The sequence below is a fragment of the Rhodococcus sp. 1R11 genome, from assembly GCF_004563845.1.
In the GTDB taxonomy this organism is placed as follows: domain Bacteria; phylum Actinomycetota; class Actinomycetes; order Mycobacteriales; family Mycobacteriaceae; genus Rhodococcoides.
On sequence record NZ_SPNG01000002.1, the window covers coordinates 486,085 to 508,254 of the forward strand.

General features: G+C 65.4%; 28 protein-coding genes and 1 pseudogene. 23 read left to right on the forward strand and 6 right to left on the reverse strand.

What is annotated here, in order from left to right; genetic code table 11:
- Both nadC and E4P29_RS05515 read left to right on the forward strand, forming a co-directional pair.
- Entirely contained in the window at positions 1-876 is an 876-nt protein-coding gene (nadC, locus tag E4P29_RS05510) for a carboxylating nicotinate-nucleotide diphosphorylase (protein WP_135042575.1), read from the forward strand.
- A 33-nt stretch (positions 877-909) separates the two neighbouring features.
- A complete protein-coding gene (locus tag E4P29_RS05515; protein ID WP_032386923.1) occupies positions 910-1,284 on the forward strand; it encodes an RNA-binding S4 domain-containing protein in 375 nt (124 codons plus the stop codon).
- A gap of 57 nt (positions 1,285-1,341) precedes the next feature.
- Here the strand turns inward: E4P29_RS05515 and E4P29_RS05520 are convergent, their stop codons facing one another.
- Positions 1,342-2,325, reverse strand: a complete 984-nt coding sequence (locus E4P29_RS05520; protein ID WP_135042577.1) for a LysR family transcriptional regulator — start codon at positions 2,323-2,325, stop codon at positions 1,342-1,344.
- Positions 2,326-2,403: 78 nt separating this feature from the next.
- Here E4P29_RS05520 and E4P29_RS05525 point away from each other — a divergent pair, with 78 nt between their 5' ends.
- Positions 2,404-2,820: a DUF5997 family protein gene (locus tag E4P29_RS05525; RefSeq protein WP_135042579.1), complete on the forward strand. Its 417-nt coding sequence runs from the start codon at positions 2,404-2,406 to the stop codon at positions 2,818-2,820.
- On the opposite strand, the gene E4P29_RS05530 is transcribed toward E4P29_RS05525, so the two are convergent.
- From E4P29_RS05530 to rhtB, 3 genes are read right to left on the reverse strand one after another with little or no spacing between them, the layout of a single operon-like run.
- Positions 2,817-3,200 (reverse strand): YchJ family protein, encoded by a 384-nt coding sequence (locus E4P29_RS05530; RefSeq protein WP_135042581.1) that lies wholly within the window; start codon positions 3,198-3,200, stop codon positions 2,817-2,819. The genes E4P29_RS05525 and E4P29_RS05530 overlap by 4 nt on opposite strands.
- Positions 3,197-3,391: a hypothetical protein gene (locus tag E4P29_RS05535; RefSeq protein WP_135042583.1), complete on the reverse strand. Its 195-nt coding sequence runs from the start codon at positions 3,389-3,391 to the stop codon at positions 3,197-3,199. Before E4P29_RS05535 ends, E4P29_RS05530 begins: the two co-directional genes overlap by 4 nt.
- Positions 3,388-4,014, reverse strand: coding sequence for a homoserine/homoserine lactone efflux protein (gene rhtB / locus E4P29_RS05540; protein ID WP_135042585.1), 627 nt, complete (start codon positions 4,012-4,014; stop codon positions 3,388-3,390). Before rhtB ends, E4P29_RS05535 begins: the two co-directional genes overlap by 4 nt.
- A gap of 81 nt (positions 4,015-4,095) precedes the next feature.
- Between rhtB and E4P29_RS05545 the strand changes: the two genes are divergently transcribed.
- The 12 genes from E4P29_RS05545 (at position 4,096) to hisI (ending at position 13,133) form a co-directional block, all read left to right on the forward strand.
- Positions 4,096-4,563 carry an SRPBCC family protein gene (locus E4P29_RS05545; RefSeq protein ID WP_135042587.1) on the forward strand — a complete coding sequence of 156 codons (468 nt, stop codon included), beginning with the start codon at positions 4,096-4,098 and terminating at the stop codon, positions 4,561-4,563.
- Positions 4,564-4,613: 50 nt separating this feature from the next.
- Entirely contained in the window at positions 4,614-5,132 is a 519-nt protein-coding gene (locus E4P29_RS05550; protein WP_135042589.1) for a DinB family protein, read from the forward strand.
- A gap of 89 nt (positions 5,133-5,221) precedes the next feature.
- Positions 5,222-6,574, forward strand: a complete 1,353-nt coding sequence (gene hisD / locus E4P29_RS05555) for a histidinol dehydrogenase (RefSeq protein WP_135042591.1) — start codon at positions 5,222-5,224, stop codon at positions 6,572-6,574.
- The gene (locus tag E4P29_RS05560; RefSeq protein ID WP_027497293.1) at positions 6,571-7,701 is read left to right on the forward strand and encodes a histidinol-phosphate transaminase; all 1,131 of its coding nucleotides are present in this window, start codon (positions 6,571-6,573) and stop codon (positions 7,699-7,701) included. Before hisD ends, E4P29_RS05560 begins: the two co-directional genes overlap by 4 nt.
- Positions 7,698-8,321, forward strand: coding sequence for an imidazoleglycerol-phosphate dehydratase HisB (gene hisB / locus E4P29_RS05565; RefSeq protein WP_027497292.1), 624 nt, complete (start codon positions 7,698-7,700; stop codon positions 8,319-8,321). Before E4P29_RS05560 ends, hisB begins: the two co-directional genes overlap by 4 nt.
- Before the next feature lie 61 nt (positions 8,322-8,382).
- Positions 8,383-9,489: an MFS transporter gene (locus tag E4P29_RS05570; protein WP_135042775.1), complete on the forward strand. Its 1,107-nt coding sequence runs from the start codon at positions 8,383-8,385 to the stop codon at positions 9,487-9,489.
- A gap of 9 nt (positions 9,490-9,498) precedes the next feature.
- A complete protein-coding gene (hisH, locus tag E4P29_RS05575) occupies positions 9,499-10,128 on the forward strand; it encodes an imidazole glycerol phosphate synthase subunit HisH (protein ID WP_135042593.1) in 630 nt (209 codons plus the stop codon).
- Positions 10,125-10,340: a hypothetical protein gene (locus E4P29_RS05580; RefSeq protein ID WP_027497289.1), complete on the forward strand. Its 216-nt coding sequence runs from the start codon at positions 10,125-10,127 to the stop codon at positions 10,338-10,340. Before hisH ends, E4P29_RS05580 begins: the two co-directional genes overlap by 4 nt.
- An 83-nt stretch (positions 10,341-10,423) precedes the next feature.
- Positions 10,424-11,158, forward strand: a complete 735-nt coding sequence (priA, locus tag E4P29_RS05585; protein ID WP_027497288.1) for a bifunctional 1-(5-phosphoribosyl)-5-((5-phosphoribosylamino)methylideneamino)imidazole-4-carboxamide isomerase/phosphoribosylanthranilate isomerase PriA — start codon at positions 10,424-10,426, stop codon at positions 11,156-11,158.
- A 6-nt stretch (positions 11,159-11,164) separates the two neighbouring features.
- Positions 11,165-11,995 carry an inositol monophosphatase family protein gene (locus tag E4P29_RS05590; protein ID WP_135042594.1) on the forward strand — a complete coding sequence of 277 codons (831 nt, stop codon included), beginning with the start codon at positions 11,165-11,167 and terminating at the stop codon, positions 11,993-11,995.
- On the forward strand, positions 11,992-12,765 hold the full coding sequence (hisF, locus tag E4P29_RS05595; RefSeq protein ID WP_135042596.1) for an imidazole glycerol phosphate synthase subunit HisF: 774 nt from the start codon (positions 11,992-11,994) through the stop codon (positions 12,763-12,765). Before E4P29_RS05590 ends, hisF begins: the two co-directional genes overlap by 4 nt.
- Before the next feature lie 14 nt (positions 12,766-12,779).
- Positions 12,780-13,133 (forward strand): phosphoribosyl-AMP cyclohydrolase, encoded by a 354-nt coding sequence (gene hisI, locus E4P29_RS05600; RefSeq protein WP_135042599.1) that lies wholly within the window; start codon positions 12,780-12,782, stop codon positions 13,131-13,133.
- Here hisI and E4P29_RS05605 read toward each other — a convergent pair.
- Positions 13,124-13,630, reverse strand: coding sequence for a MarR family transcriptional regulator (locus tag E4P29_RS05605; RefSeq protein WP_135042601.1), 507 nt, complete (start codon positions 13,628-13,630; stop codon positions 13,124-13,126). The two genes, hisI and E4P29_RS05605, sit on opposite strands and share 10 nt — an antisense overlap.
- Positions 13,631-13,718: 88 nt before the next feature.
- Entirely contained in the window at positions 13,719-14,180 is a 462-nt protein-coding gene (locus E4P29_RS05610; RefSeq protein ID WP_135042603.1) for a peroxiredoxin, read from the reverse strand.
- Positions 14,181-14,237: 57 nt separating this feature from the next.
- Between E4P29_RS05610 and E4P29_RS05615 the strand changes: the two genes are divergently transcribed.
- The 8 genes and pseudogenes from E4P29_RS05615 to E4P29_RS05650 form a co-directional block, all read left to right on the forward strand.
- The gene (locus tag E4P29_RS05615; RefSeq protein WP_135042605.1) at positions 14,238-15,827 is read left to right on the forward strand and encodes an anthranilate synthase component I; all 1,590 of its coding nucleotides are present in this window, start codon (positions 14,238-14,240) and stop codon (positions 15,825-15,827) included.
- Positions 15,824-16,489, forward strand: a complete 666-nt coding sequence (locus E4P29_RS05620) for a TIGR02234 family membrane protein (protein ID WP_135042607.1) — start codon at positions 15,824-15,826, stop codon at positions 16,487-16,489. Before E4P29_RS05615 ends, E4P29_RS05620 begins: the two co-directional genes overlap by 4 nt.
- A 79-nt stretch (positions 16,490-16,568) precedes the next feature.
- On the forward strand, positions 16,569-17,378 hold the full coding sequence (gene trpC, locus E4P29_RS05625; protein WP_135042609.1) for an indole-3-glycerol phosphate synthase TrpC: 810 nt from the start codon (positions 16,569-16,571) through the stop codon (positions 17,376-17,378).
- Between the two features lie 120 nt (positions 17,379-17,498).
- Positions 17,499-18,770: a tryptophan synthase subunit beta gene (gene trpB / locus E4P29_RS05630; RefSeq protein WP_135042777.1), complete on the forward strand. Its 1,272-nt coding sequence runs from the start codon at positions 17,499-17,501 to the stop codon at positions 18,768-18,770.
- A complete protein-coding gene (trpA, locus tag E4P29_RS05635) occupies positions 18,767-19,570 on the forward strand; it encodes a tryptophan synthase subunit alpha (RefSeq protein WP_135042611.1) in 804 nt (267 codons plus the stop codon). The genes trpB and trpA overlap by 4 nt, the downstream gene beginning before the upstream one ends.
- Positions 19,567-20,571: a prolipoprotein diacylglyceryl transferase gene (gene lgt, locus E4P29_RS05640; protein ID WP_135042613.1), complete on the forward strand. Its 1,005-nt coding sequence runs from the start codon at positions 19,567-19,569 to the stop codon at positions 20,569-20,571. Before trpA ends, lgt begins: the two co-directional genes overlap by 4 nt.
- The gene (locus E4P29_RS05645) at positions 20,564-21,466 is read left to right on the forward strand and encodes an NINE protein (RefSeq protein WP_245154172.1); all 903 of its coding nucleotides are present in this window, start codon (positions 20,564-20,566) and stop codon (positions 21,464-21,466) included. Before lgt ends, E4P29_RS05645 begins: the two co-directional genes overlap by 8 nt.
- A gap of 373 nt (positions 21,467-21,839) precedes the next feature.
- Positions 21,840-22,106 (forward strand): annotated as a pseudogene (locus E4P29_RS05650) (TM2 domain-containing protein); the annotation flags it as partial.
- Between the last annotated feature and the right edge of the window lie 64 nt (positions 22,107-22,170).

Sequence of the window (22,170 nt, forward strand, 5' to 3'; positions counted from 1 at the left end):
ATGACCGGAACTGCCGACGAAGTGAACCCCGGAGTCGACCGCGGCGAGGTTCTTGCACTCATCCGCACCGCGCTCGACGAGGATCTCCGTTACGGGCCGGATATCACCACCGTGGCAACGGTTCCCGAGGACGCTGTGGCCACGGCGTCGGTGGTGTCTCGACAGTTCGGCACCCTCGCAGGCCTCGATGTCGGGCTGCTGGTTCTCGACGAGGTGATCGGTTCGGGCGCGTACTCGATCCGGCACAGGATCGCCGACGGGTCGAATGTCGAACCCGGACAGGCTGTTCTGACGGTCGAAGCTCCCACCCGTGGATTGCTCACCGCCGAGCGCACCATGCTCAATATCGTCTGCCACCTGTCGGGTATCGCAACTGCCACAGCCGGCTGGGTCGCGGAGGTCGCAGAGACCGAATGTCGCATTCGAGACAGTCGAAAGACGTTGCCCGGGCTGCGATCGCTGCAGAAGTACGCGGTCCGTGCGGGCGGCGGTGTCAACCATCGGATGGGCCTCGGTGACGCCGCGCTGATCAAGGACAATCACGTCGCGGCGGCCGGTTCCGTCGTCGCTGCCCTGCGAGCCGTGCGTGCCGCTGCGCCGAACATCGCCTGCGAGGTAGAGGTCGACAGTCTCGAACAACTCGACGAGGTGCTCGCCGAGAACGTCGAACTCGTTCTGCTGGACAACTTCGCGCTGTGGCAGACGCAGATGGCGGTGCAGCGCCGCGACAAGCTCGCGCCCAGCACCAAGTTGGAGTCCTCGGGTGGACTGACCGTCGATGTGGCTCGGGATTACGCGCGTACGGGGGTCGACTTTCTGGCGGTGGGCGGTCTGACACACTCGGTGACAGTGCTCGACCTCGGCCTGGACATGTAGCCGAGCCTCTCGATTCGAGGAAGACGTTCGAAGATGGAATTGCAGAGTGCCCGTCTGGACAGCTGGATCTGGGCGGTGCGACTGTTCAAGACGCGGTCGGCCGCGGCCGCAGCCTGTCGCGGTGGGCATGTCCGCGTCAACGGCACCCCCGCAAAGCCCGGCCAACGCATCGGGCCGGACGACGAGATCCGGCTGCGCGTCGAGGGTGTGGAGAAGATCGTCGTCGTCGTACGGGCCATCACCAAACGCGTCGGCGCGTCGGTGGTACCCGAGTGCATGATCGATCGCAGTCCGCCGCCGCCACCGAAAGAGGTTCTGGCGTCCGTTCCGCGGCGTGACCGCGGAACGGGCCGTCCGACCAAGCGAGATCGACGGGACATCGATCGACTGCGGCTGCGCCCCTCGTAGTCGTGAGCGTTTTGCGTACCTCCGGGGGCACACAACGCGCACGAGGGCGATGCCCGGCTAGCGTCTCTTTCCGCTGCGGCGTGCGTTCGTTTTGGTCTTGACGACCGGTCTTGCCGGTTTGGAGGGCTGCGCCTTCTTCTTCTTGACGGGCGCGTCGTCCGACGATCCTCGTGAACTTCGCGTGGACCGGCCACGCACGATGCCGATGAATTCTTCGATGCGGTCGTCTTCCCGCTCCGCTACCCAGGCCAGTGCGATCTGTGACTGCTCGACGTCGGTGACCGGGCGGTACACGAGATCTTTGCGAGCGTTGAATCGAGCAACCGAGTGCGGGACGATCGCCACGCCCAGCCCGGCAGCCACGTACTCGAAAGTCTCCGCTGTGCTGTTCATCGGTGGCAGTGCGGGACGATCGCCGGTGTCGAGTTCTGTTGCAACAGCAGCCCATTCGGGCACCGTGGCCGGATCGGCGAGCAGGTGTTCGTCGGCGAGGTCGAGCGCGGTGACCGAGTCGAATGCTGCGACGGCGTGGTCTTTGGGCACCACCACGACCTGAACTTCCTGATACAGCCCGATGGCGTTCAGACCCTCACGGTCGATCGGCGGCCTGACGAAGCTGACGTCGACCGTTTTGTCACGCAGATGGGACACCTGCGTGTCCGGAGTCGTCGCCACGACGGACAACGCGACATCGGGGAACCGATCGGCCCAGATTCGCGTCCACTTGGTCAGCGTCACACCCTCGGCGTATCCGATGGTGAAACTGCTCGGCTCGCCGGCAGCAACCTGTGCAACCTCCGAACGCCGATCGTCCTCGGCGATCTCGACCAACGCGCGTTCGAGCAGATCGCGTCCGTCGGCGGTGAGTTCGGTGGGGGAGGCACCCGGCACGAACAGGTCGACGCCGAGCAACTCTTCGAGTTCCACCACGGTCTTGCTGAGGCGGATTCGGGAGATTCCGAGCGACTGAGCAGCGCGGGCGAAATGCAGTTGTTGCGCCACTGCCGCGTACCAGCGCAGTGTCTGCACATCGATGTTCACGGAGTCGAGCCTATGGGACGGTGCACGAAGCGCGGGACGGTGGCGTCGGGACCGCCGATTGCCGGATAAGCTGGTCCGGTGAGCCCGGAGAACAAACAGCAGACCATGAAGCCATTGACCGCGGCGAACAAGCTCGGCATCTATCTACCCGCAGCGCCGGAAGAGTTCCAGAACTCGATGATCAGCAGATCCGACCTGGACGCCCTGCGCAGTGATCCGCCGCAGTGGCTGACCGAATTGCAGACCGACGGACCCTTCCCCCGCGACGTGATCGCGAAGAAGCTCGACGTGTCCATCGCCGGATTGGCACGCGGCGGAGTTACCGAAGCGTTGACCAGTGTGGAGATCGACGAACTGATCGCCAGCCCACCGCAGTGGCTGGTACGCGAGCGCCGGACGCAGATCCAGGTTCGCAAGGATGCCGAGCGCATCAAGGAGAAGCAGGAAGCGCGTCGCACCGCGGGCAATCGGCCCACGAAACTGCGCAACCTCTAGGGAGCGACAACTCCGTCGAGGTAGCGCCACCGGCCGTCGACACGGACGAAACGGCTGATCTCCGACATCGTGCCGACACTGTCGGGGTGCTTGTACCGTGCCTCGAACTGCACGGTGCCGGTCTCGTCGAAAAGTCCGCCGGCGTCGGCAGCGAGGATGTCGAGTCGATACCACCGTTGGTCGGGGTCCAACTCCAATTCGGCCGGTGCGGTGTCGGGATGCCAGGACGTCCGCAGGTAGGCGACGTCACCGACGGCGAACGCGGTGAAGCGCGAGCGCATCAACTTCACCGCCGTCGGTGCATCCACGTCGCCTGTCAGGTACGGCTCGCAACACGCATCGAACGTGTCGCCGCTCGAACACGGACACCGTCGATTCACTCGTCGACAACCTGCTGTTCGCCTGGTCGTTCCGCAGGCTCCACTCCGACGGTGTACGTGCCGAGTTCGTGCTCGTCCCGCTTGCCTACGTCCTGGATCCACGTGTTGGCTTCGAGCAGAGTGTCGAAGAGCCCCAACGGAATCGGGTCTCCTCCGAGCGCATTCTTCATGATCACTCGATACTTTCTCATGGGGTCACCCTTCGGACCGTGGCCAGAAATGTTGCGGCAGCGAAGAACAGGCCGGCGAACGTGCGGTTCATGGTCTTCTGCTGACGCTGTGACCGCATCAGGCGCAGGACTCGCGATGCCAGCGATGTGTAACCGGTCATCACCAGCATGTCGACGACGACCATGGTCGCCGCGATGGCCAGATACTGGGTGATCAGGGGCCGCGTCGGGTCGAGAAACTGGGGCAGTACGGCGACCATGAACACGACTGCTTTCGGGTTGCTCGCATTGACGAGAAATCCTCGCGCGAGCATCGTCGTGCCTCGATCGGCCACCGCGGGAGCGTCCGCGACTTCGGAGGGAGCCGACCGCCACTGGCGAATGCCGAGGTATACCAAGTAGGCGACACCGAACCACTTGATTGCGGTGAAGGCCAAGGCCGAATTTGCCAGGACGGCACCGAGTCCGACCGCCACGATGCCGATCTGGACCAGCAGGCCGATCTGCAGCCCGAAGATGTTCCAGTACCCGCGGCGCAGGCCGTAGCGCAGACCTGTGGACATCGACGCGATGGCACCGGCTCCGGGAGACAGACTGATGACGATGCTCGCACCGAGGAAGGCGAGCCACACTGACCAGGACATGCGTTCATTGAACTATGCCCGTCAATTCGCTTTCGTCTCGACCGGTGTGTCGAACGAGGCGCTGTGGGGTAGGCCGGGGAGATGGCAGACATCAGAACTATCGACACAGGTCCGCAGCAAGTCACCCGTCAGACCGAGGTACGGGCGTCGGCGTCCGAATTGTTCGACATAGTTGCTGATCCCACCCGGCACGGCGAGCTGGACGGATCCGGCACAGTGAAAGACACCGTCCGTGGCCCCGAAAGGCTGAGCAGCGGCGCGAAATTCTCCGTCGGCATGAAGCAGTACGGCGTTCCGTACAAGATCACCAGTACCGTGACCGAATTCGTGGATGCGGATCGACACAAGATCATCGAGTGGCAGCACCCGATGGGCCACAGCTGGCGCTGGGAATTCGAGGAGAAGCAGCCCGGTCTGACCACTGTCACCGAGAGCTTCGTCTACGGCACCGCCAAGGTTCCGAAAATGCTCGAGTTGTTCAAGATGCCGCAGAAAAATGCGCAGGGGATCACGAGCACACTGCACAATTTGGCTGCCCGTTACGCCTGACCACTCGGACGGACATCGGCGTTTCCAGGCCCTCCTCTACAGTTACCCGCATGCCGATCGAACCCGATACCAAGAACTGGACGTGGGTCCTGGAGAGTGCCTGCCCCGATTGCGGGTTCGACTCGAGCGCCGTCGAATACGACGCCGTACCCGGGTTGATCCGCGCTGACGTGGACCGGTGGATCGCAGTGCTGCGTCGCGAGGACGCGGCAGTGCGTCCCGCCGATTCGACGTGGTCGGCGCTCGAATACGGCGCACATGTTCGGGATGCACACCGCATATTCCGCACTCGGTTGGCACTGGTGCTGACCGAGGACGATCCGGAGTTCGACAACTGGGACCAGGACGCCACGGCCGTGGCCGAGAACTACAACGCACAGAATCCGGCGACGGTGGCGTCGGAACTCGGGGAAGCGGCACACGCATTGGCCGACGCCTTCTCGGCTGTGCCGCCGGAAGACCGTGATCGCAGAGGGCGACGCAGCGACGGTTCCCATTTCACCGTCGAAACTCTGGCGGCCTACTACATTCACGATCCCATCCACCATCTGTGGGACGTGCGGGGCTGAGCCGAATTCGGTGGAACTATCCTGGTGGTTCGGACAACACTGATTCGACCGAACCCCGGCACCGAACCGACTCCACGAAGGGGCCCACTATGCCTGCCCGCATCGAGCTCGCCCGCGTCGATCTACGCGGACGAACTCCATCCACTGCCGAACTACGCGGCGCTCTTCCCCGAGGCGGAGTGGATGTCGATTCGGTGCTGCATCAGGTTCGGCCCGTCGTCGACGCCGTCAAGGAACGTGGGGCCGACGCGGCCCTCGAGTTCAGCGAGAAGTTCGACGGAGTCCGTCCGGACCGCGTTCGGGTTCCGCAGCGGGAATTGGTTCGAGCTCTCGACGAGCTGGACCCGGCCGTCCGGGCCGCCCTTGAGGTCGCGATCGAGCGAACCCGACTGGTGCACTCGGATCAAACTCGAACCGACCACACCACCCAGGTGGTGCCCGGCGGCACGGTGACCGAGCGCTGGATTCCGGTCGATCGCGTGGGTCTCTACGTGCCCGGTGGCAACGCTGTGTACCCGTCGTCGGTCGTGATGAACGTGGTGCCTGCGCAGATCGCTGGCGTCGGTTCGCTGGTGGTGGCGTCGCCGCCGCAGAAGAACTTCGGTGGATTACCCCACCCGACGATCCTGGCGGCCGCGCAGCTCCTCGGAGTCGACGAGGTCTGGGCCGTCGGCGGCGGTCAGGGCATCGCTCTGCTCACGTACGGCGGTGTCGACACCGACGGCGAAGAACTGGCACCGGTCGATCTGATCACCGGCCCGGGCAACATCTACGTCACGGCGGCCAAGCGACTGTGTCGTTCGCTCATCGGAATCGACTCCGAGGCAGGCCCTACCGAGATCGCGATTCTCGCCGACGCCACCGCGGATCCGCTGCACGTCGCAGCAGACCTGATCAGTCAAGCCGAGCACGACGTGATGGCCGCCAGTGTGCTGGTGACCGACAGCCTCGAGCTCGCCGATGCCGTCGACGAAGCTGTCAATGCGCAGATGGCGTCCACCCGGCACGCGGAACGCGTCACCACGGCGCTGAGCGGTAGCCAGTCCGGAATCGTTCTGGTCGACGACGTCACACAGGGCCTGGCCGTGGTCAACGCCTACGCGGCCGAACACCTGGAGATTCAGACGAAGGACGCGTCCGACGTCGCCGCTCGCGTGCGCAGCGCCGGCGCTGTATTCGTGGGGGCGTGGTCACCGGTCAGCTTGGGTGATTACTGCGCAGGGTCGAATCACGTACTGCCGACGGCCGGGTGCGCTCGGCATTCGTCCGGCCTGAGTGTGCAGACGTTCCTGCGTGGGATCCACGTGGTGGACTACAGTGAGGCCGCGCTGAAAGACGTTGCTGCGCACGTTATTGCGCTGGCCAACGCCGAAGATCTCCCGGCTCACGGTGAGGCCGTTCGGCTGCGTTTCGAGGGGTTGCGTACCGGTGGTACATCATGAGTGATGCTCTGGGGCAAGCAATTTCGCTCGACGATCTGCCGTTGCGCGAGGCGCTGATCGGCAAGTCGCCGTACGGCGCGCCGCAGCTCACCGTGCCGGTTCAGTTGAACACCAACGAGAATCCACACCCGCCGACGCAGGCACTGATCGACGACGTCGCCGAATCGGTGCGCATCGCCGCGGCGCAGCTGCACCGGTATCCGGATCGCGACGCGGACGACTTGCGAGCCGACCTGGCGCGGTATCTCACCGGGCAAACCGGCTTTGCGGTCGACACTGCCAACGTGTGGGCGGCCAACGGCTCCAACGAGATTCTGCAGCAACTCCTGCAGGCCTTCGGTGGGCCGGACCGTACCGCGCTGGGTTTCGTGCCGTCGTACTCGATGCACCCGATCATTTCGTCGGGGACTCAGACCGAGTGGATTCCGGCGCAGCGTCGGGCGGATTTCTCTCTCGACGTCGACTACGCAGTGCAGGCGATCGAGGAGCGTAAGCCGGACGTCGTGTTCGTGACCAGCCCCAACAATCCGACCGGGCACAGCATCGACGAGGCAGATCTACGTCGAATCCTCGACGCCGCGCCGGGAATCGTCGTGGTCGACGAGGCGTACGCCGAATTCTCCTCGGCGGCAAGCGCAATCGGATTGATCGAGAGCTACCCCAGCAAGATCGTCGTCAGTCGGACCATGAGCAAGGCGTTCGCGTTCGCCGGCGGCCGGCTGGGATACCTCGTTGCGGCCCCGGCCGTGATCGACGCAATGCTGTTGGTGCGCTTGCCCTATCACCTCTCGGTGGTCACGCAAGCTGCCGCTCGGGCCGCGTTGCGGCACGCCGACGACACCCTGGCGAGCGTGGCCGCATTGTCGGCCGAACGCGATCGCGTTGCCGAAACGCTCGTCGCACAGGGGTACGACGTGGTGCCGTCCGACGCCAACTTCCTGCTCTTCGGCCGGTTCTCCGATGCGGCCGCCACCTGGCAGCGGTACCTGGACGACGGCGTGCTCATCCGGGACGTCGGAATTCCCGGGTATCTGCGTGTCACCATCGGACTCGCTCACGAGAACGACCGATTCCTTACCGTCAGCTCGGAACTCGCATCGACCGAAAGAGCAGAGGCACTGCAGTGACCACACCCGCTCCCCGCATCGCCAAGATCGAGCGCACTACCAAGGAATCCGACATCTCCGTCGAGCTGAACCTCGACGGCACCGGCATCGTCGACATCTCCACCGGCGTGCCGTTCTACGACCACATGCTCACTGCCCTCGGCACCCATGCCCGCTTCGATCTCACCGTGCGGGCCAAGGGCGACATCGAGATCGAGGCGCATCACACGGTCGAGGACACTGCGATCGTGCTCGGGCAAGCGCTGGGACAAGCCCTCGGCGACAAGTCCGGCATCACCCGCTTCGGCGACTCGTTCATTCCGATGGACGAGACACTCGTGCATGCGGCGGTCGACGTGTCCGGCCGTCCCTACTGCGTGCACACCGGCGAGCCGGACTACATGGTGCACTCGGTGATCGGCGGCTACCCGGGTGTTCCGTACTCCACCGTGATCAACAAGCATGTGTTCGAGACCTTGGCGTCCAACGCTCGGATCGCGTTGCATGTCCGCGTCATCTACGGCCGCGACCAGCACCACATCACCGAGGCGGAGTTCAAGGCCGTCGCTCGGGCGCTGCGTCAGGCCACCGAATACGACCCTCGGGTCACCGGAATTCTCTCCACCAAGGGCAGTCTGTGATCGGTCGAGCGGTGCTCGTGCGTTGAGTGGTCTGAGCTCGATTCGTGGCCTCCCGGCCGCGATGGCCATGGGTGCGGCCGCGTTCGGCGGCTGGGGCCTGTTGCTCCCGGTGGTTCCGCTGGCGGTGTCGCAATCGGGTTCGTCCGATGCGGTGGCGGCAGCCAGCACCGCGATCTTCATGGCCACCACGGTCATCACCCAACTGTTCGTACCCGCGATGTTGGTTCGCGTCGGCCATCGGCCCGTGCTTGCGGCCGGTTGCCTGCTTCTGGGTGTTCCCGCATTGCTGTTCATCGTGTCGGTGCAGGCTGTACCGGCACTGGCCGTATCGGCGCTGCGGGGCACGGGTTTCGGAATGTTGACGGTCGCCGGGGCCGCCATCGTCGCCGAGTTGGCACCGACCCACTTGCTCGGCCGCGCGACGGGAGCACAGGGGATCGCGGTCGCGTTGTCGCAGATGGTGACGTTGCCGCTGGGCCTGGTGATCTTCGCCGTCAGTCCGACGGCAGTGTTCGTACTGGGGGCTCTGGTTCCCGCTGCGGGCTTGATCGGGGTGGCTCTGTTACCGCCGACCCGGCCTGCACCGCAACCGGCTCGGGTCGACCGAGTCCGCCTCGACGCCCGGCGATTCCTGGTGCCGTGCCTCGTCGTTGCGTCGGTGTCGGCGTCGTACGGCGGCATCACCAGTCTGCTGCCGATCGCCGAATCCGACCGAGCCGCGATGATCGGCGTGGCCCTCGCCGTGGTCAGTGCCGCGATGTTGGTCGGTCGATATGCCGCCGGTTCGGTTGCCGATCGCATCGGAATCGGCCGGTCGGTGGTACCTGCGCTCATCTCCGCGGCACTCGGCGTCGGATTGTTCGCCGTTGCCGCCGCAGGTGCCATGCCGGCCGCACTGTTCTTCCTCGCCGCGGTGTTGTTCGGAATCGGTTACGGCGCTTGCCAGAACGACAGTCTGGTGATGGCTTTCGATGCGGCGGGGCCCGCTCGCTACAGCAGCGCCAGCGCCGTGTGGAACATCAGCTTCGATGCCGGTACCGGCGTAGGGGCGCTCGCCCTCGGTGTGATCGCGACAAGTGTGGGCTACACCGCCGGGTTCACTGCAGGCGCGGCCACCGTTGCCGTTGTCGCGGCGGTGGCACTGATCGCGCGTCCACGTCCCCGATAGACTCGACCCATGACTTCTGTGGTGTTGCTCGACTACGGCTCGGGCAATCTGCACTCGGCGAAGAGGGCGTTGGCCCGCGTCGGTGCCGACGTGACGGTGACCTCCGACTTCGACGAGGCAGTGAATGCAGAAGCGCTCGTGGTTCCCGGGGTCGGTGCATTCGCCGCCTGCATGGAGGGTCTGACGGCCGTTCGAGGTGAGCGCATCATCGGGCGTCGTCTCGCGGGCGGCCGCCCGGTACTGGGAATCTGCGTCGGCATGCAGATCCTCTTCGATCGCGGTGTCGAGTTCGGCGTCGAGGCGGACGGGTGCGGCGAATGGCCGGGCACTGTCGAACGCCTGCAGGCGGACGTGCTCCCGCACATGGGCTGGAACACCGTCGAGGCCCCGGAGAACAGCGTGCTGTTCGACGGCATCGACCCCGAGACACGGTTCTATTTCGTCCATTCCTACGCCGCGCAGCAGTGGGAACTCGAACCGAGCGAGACCATCGCCGCGCCGTTGCTCACGTGGGCCGATCACGGTGGCCGCTTCCTCGCTGCAGTGGAGAACGGCGCGCTCTCGGCCACACAGTTCCACCCGGAGAAGTCCGGCGACGCCGGTGCCGCGCTGCTCGAGAACTGGGTTCGATCGGTGTGAGCGAACGCGAGTTCTCGCTCGGCCGGTTGGCGTTCCGAGCGCTCGGGGCGGCAGTTGCGGTACTCGCCCTCGCCACCGTATCGATCGCTGTGTGGCAGCCCACGGCCGGCGTTGCTCTGCTCATCGCGTTGGCCGGAGTTGTCGGGGCGATCACGGCCATGGGGGTGGTGTCCACGCGCATGACGCGCAAGGAACTCGGTCCCGACAGCTGACGGTCCGTCCCGGCGGCCTGCGGATCCACGCAGCGCTGACCCGTTTTGAATTCGACGCGAGTCGGCCCGTAGCATAACCGCACGTGAGCCTGGTCTTATTGCCTGCTGTCGATGTCGCAGGCGGCGAAGCTGTCCGTCTCGTTCAAGGGGAAGCCGGTAGCGAAACGAAGTACGGTTCGCCCCGTGATGCCGCCCTGGCGTGGCAGAACGACGGTGCCGAGTGGGTCCATCTGGTGGATCTCGATGCCGCGTTCGGGCGCGGGTCCAACCGTGAACTGCTGGCCTCGGTTGTCGGTGAGCTCGATGTGAAGGTCGAGCTCTCGGGCGGAATTCGGGACGACGATTCCCTGCGCGCTGCCCTCGCAACCGGATGCGCACGCGTCAACCTGGGTACCGCGGCTCTGGAGGACCCCGAGTGGTGCGCTCGTGCGATCGGCGAATTCGGTGATCGTGTCGCGGTCGGCCTCGACGTGCTGATGGTGGACGGCGCGCCTCGTCTGCGCGGCCGCGGTTGGGTCAGCGACGGCGGCGGCCTGTGGGAGGTACTCGAGCGGCTCGAACGCGACGGCTGCTCGCGGTACGTCGTCACGGACGTCACCAAGGACGGCACCCTGACCGGCCCGAACCTCGAACTTCTCGCCGACGTGTGCGACAGGACCGACAAGCCGGTCATCGCGTCCGGCGGTGTGTCGACGATCGCCGACCTCGAGGCGATCGCCGGACTGGTCGACCGTGGCGTGGAGGGATCCATCGTCGGAAAAGCCTTGTACGCCGGGCGTTTCACTCTGCCCGATGCCCTCGCGGCAGTGTCTCGGTAACGACGGATGACCCTTCCCGAGGAGCCGAGTCGTCTGCTCGAGATCGCCGGTGGGTTGCTCGACGGCATCCATGATCGGTTCCTCGCGGGCGTCGGCGCACCGAGTGCCGTGCAGAAGGGCCCCGACGACTTCGCCACCGCGGTGGATCTCGAACTCGAGCGTCGTCTGGGCGCGGAACTGTACGACGCCACCGGAATTGCCGTCCACGGTGAAGAGTTCGGCGGGCCCGATCTGAATTCCGGTCTCGTATGGGTACTCGACCCGATCGACGGCACGTTCAACTACTCCTCCGGACTGCCCTCTGCCGGAACGTTGTTGGCGTTGCTCGACGACGGCGTGCCGGTCCTCGGGCTGACGTGGCTACCGCTGGTGAACCAGCGATTCTCTGCCGTGGCCGACGGCCCGTTGCTTCTGAACGGGGCCCCGCTACCCGCACTGCGACCGAAGTCGTTGCGCGAGTCGATGATCGGGTTCGGTGCGTTCAACGTTGCCAGCCGTGGATCCATCCCGGGCCGCTTCAGGTTTCGCATTCTCGAAGAGTTGTCGATGCACTCCTCGCGGCTGCGCATGCACGGTGCCACCGGAGTCGATCTGGCGTACACCGCCAGCGGAGTATTGGGCGGCGCGGTGGTCTTCGGTTACCGCGCCTGGGACAACGCGGCCGGAGCTCTGCTGGTTCGTGCTGCGGGCGGAATCGTCACCGACCTCGCAGGCCGACCGTGGACCATCGATTCGAGGTCGGTGCTCGCGGCCGGCCCCGGAGTACACGGCGAACTGCTGAAGGTGATCACCGAACTCGGTGCACCCGGTGACTACCTGGAAGGACCGGTGCGATGAGCGTTGCGGTCAGAGTGATCCCGTGCCTCGACGTCGATGCCGGACGTGTCGTCAAGGGCGTGAACTTCGAAAACCTCCGCGACGCAGGCGATCCCGTCGAGCTCGCGGCAGCGTACGACGCACAGGGAGCCGACGAGCTGACGTTTCTCGACGTCACCGCGTCGACATCCGATCGAGGAACCATGCTCGACGTCGTCAGCCGCACCGCCGAGCAGGTGTTCATTCCCCTGACCGTCGGTGGGGGAGTACGCACTGTCGCCGACGTCGACCTACTGCTGCGGGCCGGTGCCGACAAGGTCAGCGTCAACACCGCGGCCATCGCTCGGCCGGAGTTGCTGCGCGAGCTCAGTGAGCGATTCGGGTCCCAGTGCATCGTCCTGTCGGTCGATGCGCGCACCGTCCCGCAGGGGCAGCAGGACACCCCGTCGGGCTGGGAAGTCACCACCCACGGCGGCAAGCGTGGAACCGGTATCGACGCCGTCGAATGGGCAGTACGCGGTGCCGAACTGGGAGTCGGTGAGATCCTTCTCAATTCGATGGACGCCGACGGCACGAAGGCCGGATTCGATCTGCCGATGATCGCGGCGGTCCGTGCCGCCGTGCACGTTCCCGTCATCGCCAGCGGAGGAGCAGGGCGCGTCGAACATTTCGCGCCCGCCGTCCACGCCGGAGCCGACGCCGTCCTCGCCGCAAGCGTGTTCCATTTCGGGGACCTCACCATCGGCCAGGTCAAAGAATCGATGCGCGCCGAGCGCATCGTCGTCCGCTAGCGAAAAGGTTTTCGATGACTCTCGACCCGACGCTGTCCTCCCGGCTCAAGCGAAACGAGGCCGGGCTGTTCAGTGCCGTGGTGCAGGAGCGCTCGACCGGCCAGGTACTGATGGTTGCCTGGATGGACGACGAAGCGTTGTCGCGAACGCTCGCGACGCGCAAGGGCACCTACTACTCGAGGTCCAGGCAGCAGTACTGGGTCAAGGGTGAGACCTCGGGGCACACGCAGTACGTGCACGAGGTGCGGCTCGATTGTGACGGTGACACAGTGCTGTTGGTCGTCGACCAGATCGGCGCGGCATGCCACACCGGCACCCACACCTGCTTCGACTCCGACGTATTGTTGGGGCCAGCGACTCAGGCCTGACCGGTACCTGCGGCAATTCCCTTGTCCAGCTGAGTGAGTAGCGTCGTGCTCAGAGTCGACAGTTGACCCACCTCCGCGTCGGACAACCCGTCGAATATCAGAGCCTGCACTGTCTCGACGTGTCCTGGTGCCGATGCCACAACCTTCTCCATGCCGGCGTCGGTCAGCACCGCGTAGGAACCGCGGCTTCCCGGAATGCTCTCGCGGCGAACCCATCCCGCTTTCTCGAGCTTGGTGACCACGTGCGACAGACGTGACAGTGACGCGTTGGCGTACTCCGCGAGATCGCGCAGTTGAATTCGTCGCTGCGGGTTCTCGCTGACGACCGCGAGGACGAAATAATCGAAGTGGGTCAACTGCGAATCGCGTTGCAGCTGGGCATCCAACGCTGCGGGCAGTCGAGTGACCAGGGCGACGAGCGCACGCCACGCCTCTTGCTGGCTCTCGGTGAGCCAGCGGGGATCCACCGCATCATTCGGTGTCGCCGACGTGTCCATCGCGGGTACCTCTCGATCGAGACAGTTGTGTTCTGCACATGATGCCTCGAGCATCCCCGGGCCCGAGGCATCGCGTCGGACAATCGACCTAGCTGCGGTGCGCGCGCAGGTATTCCAGCGCCTTGTCCGCGTGGGCCTCGAATCGCACCTCACTGGAGAAACTCTCGAGGACCTTGCGGTCGGTACCGATGACGAACGTCGCGCGCTTGACCGGGGAGAGCTTGGCGAGCAGGCCGCGCTTGACCCCGAATGCCGTCGCGACGGCACCGTCCTCGTCCGAGAGCAACGGATAGTCGAACGATTTGGCGGCGGCGAACTCGGCCTGTTTGACGACCGCGTCGGCGCTGATGCCGACCCGGGTGGCACCCACCTCGGCGAATTCGTCTGCGAGGTCGCGGAAATGGCAGGCTTCGGCCGTGCATCCGGGGGTGAATGCAGCCGGGTAGAAGAACAGCACTATCGGACCGTCGGCTAGCAATTCGGTCAGCGTTCGCAGCTTTCCGGTCTGGTCCGGCAGGGAAAAATCGGGAACGAGCTCGCCTGGTTTCATGGTCGGCAGGTTACCGCGCGCGAGGGTGTCTCCGCCGAACCTGGGAGGATGGGGGTCATGCACGGCGAGACGACTCCCCACCCGAGCCCCACCGAGACCGCACCCACCGACGCCGCACCCACCGATGCTGCGGACTCGACCACGTCCCGAGAGGTGTTCCGCCAGCTCGCCGCCGAGAATCGAGTGGTGCCGGTGACGCGAAAGGTGCTCGCCGACTCCGAAACTCCGTTGTCGGCGTACCGCAAGCTTGCGGCCGACCGACCCGGAACGTTCTTGCTCGAATCTGCCGAGAACGGTCGTTCGTGGTCGAGATGGTCGTTCATCGGTGCGGGTGCGCCTGCAGCGCTGACGGTGGTCGACGGTGAGGCGGCGTGGCGCGGCAACGTGCCCGCAGGTGTCCCGAGCGGCGGTGACCCCCTCGACGTGTTGGCCCGAACCTTGGAGCTTCTGCATTCCGAGCGCGTGCCGGGCCTGCCGCCGTTGACCGGCGGAATGGTCGGATATCTCGGATACGACTCGGTGCGGCGCATCGAGAAGCTGCCCGAACATGCGCAGGACGACCTCGGCATTCCAGAGATGGTCATGCTGCTGGCCACCGATCTGGCAGCCGTGGACCATCACGAGGGATCGATCACCCTGATCGCGAACGCGGTCAACTGGAACGGCACCGACGAACACGTCGACCGGGCCTACGACGATGCGGTGAGTCGCTTGGACCGGATGTGCGCGGATCTGTCCGAGCCTGCTGCGTCGACGGTGTCGGTCTTCTCCAAGTCCGCGCCTGGCTTCCGCAGGCAGCGGACGTCGGAAGGATTCGGCGCCGATGTCGAGCGGCTGGTCGAGGAGATCGAGGCCGGTGAAGCGTTTCAGGTGGTGCTCTCGCAGCGCTTCGAGATGGATACCGATGCCTCTCCTGTCGATGTCTATCGCATGTTGCGGGCTTCGAATCCGAGCCCATACATGTATCTGATGCACGTACCGGGGGAGAACGACGAGACGGCGTTCTCGATCGTCGGCTCCAGCCCGGAAGCTCTCGTCACCGTGAAGGACGGTCTCGCGACCACGCACCCGATCGCCGGTACGCGCTGGCGCGGTGCCTCCGAGGAGGACGACGTGCTGCTCGAGAAGGATCTGTTGGCCGACGAGAAGGAGAACGCGGAGCATCTGATGCTCGTCGATCTCGGCCGTAACGACCTCGGCCGAGTCTGTGCGCCCGGGACGGTGCGCGTCGGCGACTACCGGCACATCGAGCGCTACAGCCACGTCATGCACCTGGTGTCGACGGTGACGGGACGGCTCGCCGAGGGAAAGAGGGCTCTGGACGCAGTCAAGGCGTGCTTCCCCGCGGGCACGCTGTCGGGTGCACCGAAGGTGCGGGCGATGGAACTGATCGACGAGCTCGAGCCGACGCGGCGTGGCATCTACGGCGGCATCGTCGGCTATCTCGACTTCGCCGGGGACGCCGATACCGCCATCTCGATTCGCACCGCGCTCATCAAGGACGGCACGGCGTACGTACAGGCCGGTGCCGGAGTCGTGGCCGACTCGGTCGCGGAGTACGAGGACGACGAAGCGAGGAACAAGGCCATGGCGGTGCTGAGTGCCGTCGCAGCAGCCGAAACGCTGCGTGAGGTCGGTGGCCGATGACCGAACGCTCCGGCGGCCGCGGATCGGCCGTTCTGCCTGTCGTGCTGCTCGTGGTTGCGGCCGCATGCCTGTGGGGTGCGTCCAGAATGACGTGGGTGAGCGTGACGTCCTCCGACGGTCTCGGCGAGAGCCGGACCGACGATCTCGTCGGCAGTACCTGGGCCGCCGCGACGACTCCTCTCGCCTTGGTGCTGGTCGCTGCTGTGGCGGCCTCGTTCGCGGTGCGCGGGTGGGCATCTCGGGTTCTCGCGTTGCTCATCGCGGTGGTTGCGATCGCTGCGGCGATTCCGGCCGTTCGGCTACTCGCCGCGGGGGCTTCGGACTCGGAGGCGGCCGCGCTCGCCGAGCTCCCGGCTCGTGCCGAGGTGACGATGACGACGGCATCGACACTGCCTGCGCTGATCACACTCGCAGGGGCCCTGTGTGCGTTCGCGGCGGCTACCCTGTCGATTCGGAAATCTTTTGGCCCACAGGTACTCTCGTCCAAGTACGCAGCTCCGGCTGTGCGGCGCGACGAAGTGGCTCGCCGGGCCGCTGGAACCACGTCCGCCGTGGGTGCACAGGACGAGGGTGAAGACCTGACCGAGCGCATGATGTGGGACGCGCTCGATGCCGGTGAAGACCCTACCGACGAGTCCGGTACCCGGCGTTCGTCGGATTGATTCGGCCCTCTACGCTAGGTTCCGACCTCGATGAGATTCCTCACATCGAATGTCGACGCTCAGAAAGGACTGGGGCACCATGACTGTTCTCGACTCGATTCTCGACGGTGTACGAGCCGACGTGGCCGCGCGCGAATCGGTGATCGATTTCGCTGCGGTGAAGGCAGCAGCGAAGCTGGCCCCGGCACCTCTCGACGCGGCGGCTGCCCTCCGCGAGGACGGCATCGGCGTCATTGCCGAGGTCAAGCGTGCGAGCCCGTCCAAGGGGGCGTTGGCCGACATCGGTGATCCTGCAGTGCTCGCGCGTGCCTACGAGCAGGGTGGCGCTCGCGTCATCAGCGTGTTGACCGAGGAGCGTCGATTCCGGGGATCGCTCGCCGATCTCGACGCGGTGCGAGCCGCAGTCTCGATTCCTGTGCTGCGCAAGGATTTCATCGTCGGTCCGTACCAGATCCACGAGGCCCGAGCCCACGGCGCGGACGTCATCCTGCTGATCGTCGCGGCCTTGGAGCAGGACGCACTCACGTCTCTCCTCGATCGCACGGAGTCACTCGGTATGACGGCACTCGTCGAGGTCCACACCGAGGCCGAGGCCGATCGCGCACTCGAGGCGGGTGCCACCGTCATCGGTATCAACGCCCGCAATCTCAAGACCCTCGAGATCGATCGCGACAGTTTCGGCCGTATCGCGCCCGGTCTGCCCAGTGAGATCATTCGCGTTGCAGAGTCGGGAGTGCGGGGCACCGCCGATCTTCTCGCGTACGCCGGAGCCGGTGCCGACGCAGTGTTGGTCGGCGAAGGTCTGGTCACCGCGGGCGATCCGCGCACCGCAGTCTCGGACCTGGTGACGGCGGGCACGCACCCGTCGTGCCCGAAACCCGCACGCTGAACCGGCACCCCACCCGGACGCGGCGACGGTCCGCCGTTGGGGCACACTGGAGCGGTGAGCACCAGCCAAACTTCTTCCGCCGCGGACGCCCCTCAGGTAGTCCGCTTCAAGGGCGCTGATCTGCCGCAGAGCAGCATCGGCCTCACCGATCGCAGCGCGCACGAGCCCGACTTGGGCGGTCACTTCGGCGTGTACGGGGGCAGGTTCGTGCCCGAGGCGTTGATGGGTGTGATCGAGGAAGTCACCGCCGAGTACGAGAAAGTGCGCAGCGACAACGAGTTCCTCGATGAATTGGATCGGCTGCAGCGCGATTACACCGGCCGCCCGTCACCGGTGTTCGAGGCGACCCGGCTGTCCGAGCACGCCGGCGGCGCTCGAATCCTGCTCAAGCGAGAAGACCTGAATCACACCGGTTCTCACAAGATCAACAACGTACTCGGACAGGTTCTGCTCGCGAAGCGAATGGGCAAGACTCGTGTCATCGCCGAGACCGGTGCCGGTCAGCACGGCGTCGCGACCGCTACGGCCTGTGCCCTGATGGGCCTCGACTGCGTCGTCTACATGGGTGAGGTCGACACCGAGCGTCAGGCCCTCAACGTCGCCCGGATGCGTTTGCTCGGGTCGGAAGTCATTGCAGTGAAGTCCGGTTCGCGCACTCTCAAGGACGCGATCAACGAGGCACTGCGAGACTGGGTCACCAACGCCGACAACACTTATTACTGCTTCGGAACCGTCGCAGGACCGCATCCGTTCCCGGTGATGGTCCGCGATTTCCAGCGCATCATCGGCCTCGAAGCGCGGCAGCAGGTCCTCGCATCCACCGGCCGCCTGCCCGATGCCATCGCGGCCTGCGTCGGCGGCGGGTCCAACGCCATCGGCATCTTCCACGCATTCATCGACGACGCCGATGTCCGTCTCGTCGGTTTCGAGGCTGCCGGCGACGGAGTCGAGACCGGTCGCCACGCCGCGACCATCAGCGGTGGTACTCCCGGAGCCCTGCACGGTGCCTACTCGTACCTGTTGCAGAACGAGGACGGTCAGACCGTCGAATCCCACTCCATCTCAGCAGGATTGGACTATCCCGGGGTCGGACCCGAGCATTCGTACCTACACGACATCGGGCGCGCCGAGTACCGCGGCGTGACGGACACCGAGGCCATGAACGCCTTCAAGCTGCTGTGCCGCACCGAGGGCATCATCCCGGCCATCGAATCGTCGCACGCCATCGCCGGCGCACTCACCCTCGGCAAGGAACTGGGTGAAGGTGCCATCATCCTGGTCAACCTGTCCGGTCGCGGCGACAAGGACGTCGACACCGCAGCCGAGTGGTTCGGCCTGATCGACGGAGACGGCGAAGCGAACGTGGACGACGAAGCAGGTATCAAGCCATGAGCAACAACAACTCTCGCCTCTCGGGGACATTCGCGCAGTGCCGTGCCGAAGGGCGCGCTGCACTCGTCGGATACCTGCCCGCAGGCTTTCCGACCGTGCCCCGGTCGATCGAGGTCTTCAAGACCATGGTCGACGCCGGGTGCGACATCGTCGAGGTCGGCATCCCGTACTCCGATCCGGTGATGGACGGCCCCACGATCCAAGCTGCTGCAGACGTGGCGCTGCGAGCCGGTGCCCGGGTCAAGGACGTCTTCGCCGTCACCGAGCAGGTCGCCGCCGCGGGCGGCAAAGCGGTCGTCATGACCTACTGGAACCTGGTGCTCAAATACGGCATCGAGAATTTCGCCCGGAGCCTCGCCGATGCGGGTGGACTCGGGATCATCACTCCCGACCTGATCCCCGACGAGGCTCAGGAATGGATCGACGTCTCGGATCGGTACGGACTCGACCGAATCTTCCTCGTCGCACCGTCGACGACGGAGGAGCGCCTCGTCAGCACGGTCGAAGCCAGCAGCGGCTTCGTCTACGCCGCCTCGACGATGGGTGTGACCGGTGCCCGCGACGCGGTGTCCTCGATGGCACCGGCGCTGTCGGCGCGCATCCGCGAGCATTCCGACATTCCGATCGGCGTCGGTCTGGGCGTTCGGTCGGGCGTACAGGCTGCCGAGATCGCGAAATACGCCGATGCGGTCATCGTCGGCTCGGCCTTGGTGACGGCTGTCGACAACGGTCTGGACGCGGTTCGTGACCTGACGACCGAACTCGCCGAGGGCGTCCGCTCCGCTAACGTAGCGTCGTGACTTCGACCGCTTTCCTGGCCTACATACCCAGTCCCGCGCAGGGGGTGTGGCACGTCGGACCGCTCGCGCTCCGGGCGTACGCCCTGTTCATCATCATCGGCATCGTGGTGGCCGTGGTGTGGGGAGATCGCCGCTGGGTCGCTCGCGGCGGAACCAAGGGGACGGTTCTCGATGTCGCGGTGTGGGCCGTACCTTTCGGGCTTCTCGGTGGTCGGCTCTACCACGTCGCTACCGACTGGAAAACGTATTTCGGTCCAGGCGGCCGGCCGATCGAGGCGCTCTACGTGTGGAACGGCGGCCTCGGAATCTGGGGCGCGGTGTTCCTCGGCGGAGTCGGCGCGTGGATCGCGTGTCGTCGACGCGGCATCCCACTTCCGGCATTCGGTGACGCGGTCGGCCCGCCGATTCTGCTGGCCCAGGCAATCGGCCGCGTCGGCAACTACTTCAACCAGGAGCTCTACGGTCGCGAAACCACGCAGCCGTGGGGTCTCGAGATCTATGAGCGACTCGATGCGAACGGTCGGCTCGATCCTCTGAACGGCGTCTCCACCGGAATGGTGGAGAAGGTCGTCCACCCGACGTTCCTCTACGAACTGCTGTGGAGCGTCCTGATCGTCGTCCTCCTGGTACTCGTCGACCGGAAGTACACGATCGGCCACGGTCGACTGTTCGCGCTCTACGTGGCCGGATACTGCGTCGGTCGGTTCTGGGTGGAGCTCATGCGAGACGACTTCGCGACGAAGATCGCCGGAATTCGCGTGAACACGTTCACCTCGGCGATCATTTTTGTGCTTGCGGTCGCCTACTTCGTTCTCGCAACCAAGGGTCGGGACGACCCGGCGACGTTGAAGTCGAACGACGACGACGGTCGCGACATCGAAGACAGCCGCGACAGCGAAGACCCGACGGGTGGCGAGTCCGCCGACGGCGATGCGCATGCAGATACGGGCGAGACATCGTCCGAGAAGAAAGCCGAGGAAGAAGGCAGTACCCGTGGTTGATTTCGAGAAGAGTGCACACCCAGACCCTGCTGATGCGGTTGGCGGCACCGACAAGTCAGCCGGCTCTTTCGGTACACCGTTCGACTACGACGCAACGGCCGAGGCGTCGCTCTCCGAGCCACCCGCGACCTCCGAGTCTGCACCCTCACACGGTCCCACGGGCCCCACCGGACCGGGCTGGGACACTTATTCGGGTATCGGCAACGGGCCCGGCTGGTCCAGTACTCCCAGCTATCCGGCCCCCAGCCCGGACGGCAGTATCAACAATTCGATCGGTGGCCTTCCACCGGCCGCCGGATACCCGACACCGGGATCCGAGTACCAGGGATCCGGTCAGCCGGGATACGGACAACAGTCGCCCTACGGTCCACCCCAGGGGTATGACCAGACTCAGGGATACGGCCAGACCCAGGGATACGGCCAGACCCAGGGATACGGCCAGACCCAGGGATACGGCCAGCAGGGTTACAGCCAACAGGGGAATTACCAGCAGGGCTACGGACAGCAACCGGGCTATGGACAGCAGCAGGGTTACGGCCAGCAGGGTTATGGTCACCCACAGGGCTTTTCGGCCGGGCCCGGCTTCGGTGTCGGACCCGACGCGCCGTACGGGCGGGATCCGGTCACCGGTGAACCGTTGTCGGACAAATCGAAGATCGTCGGTGGGTTGCTGCAGCTGTTCCTCGGCTGGCTCGGCGTGGGTCGTTTCTACATCGGTAGCACCGGAATCGGCGTGGCACAGTTGATGTTGTTCTTCTTCGGTGTGCTGCTGACCGTAGTGTTCGGTCTCGGCCTGATTCTGTTGTTCGGACTGTTCGTGTGGCATGTCGTGGACGCCGTGTTGATTCTCGTCGGCAATGTTCCCGACAATCGCGGGCTCAAGCTGCGAGACTGATCGACCTGCCCGTATCGCGTCGTCGAGGGAGATCGTTGTGAGTGATTCAGGTACATCGTCATCGGGCGGGTCGGCATCGGGCGGGTCGGCGGGAGATGGCTCGGGTTCCGAGCCCACCATCTCGTTCGAGAAGAACGCGGCACCGGGTCCGGTGTACGGCGCACCCGACCCCCACTACGGTCCGCCGAATTGGGGCAGTGATCCGTACGGCGCGCCCGTCGGTGACGACCGCAGCTCCGGTGCGCCGGGCACCCCACCGCCCGGTGCCGGTTACCCGCCGCCACCGTTTCAGGGCGTAGGTCCCCAATACGGAGGTCCCCAGACCGGAGGACCCCACTACCCAGGCCCTCAGTACGCCGGTGCCCCCGGGTGGATGGATCCGAGCGCTCCGTACGGACGGCATCCCGTCACCGGTGAACCGTTCTCGGACAAGCAGAAGCTCACTGCGGGACTGCTGAACATCCTTCTGGGTGCCTTCGGCGCAGGACGCTTCTATCTGAATCAGCCTGGAATCGCGGTGGCCCAGATTGCGGTCACGTGGCTCACCTGCGGTATCGGCGGGATCTGGCCGCTGATCGACGGGATCATGATGCTCACGGGCAGCGTGCGCGATGAACACGGGCGCCCTCTGCGCGACTGAGCCCAGTGCCGTTCGCGATTGCATCGTTGCGATCGGCAACTGATACGATTCCGCCATCCGAGAG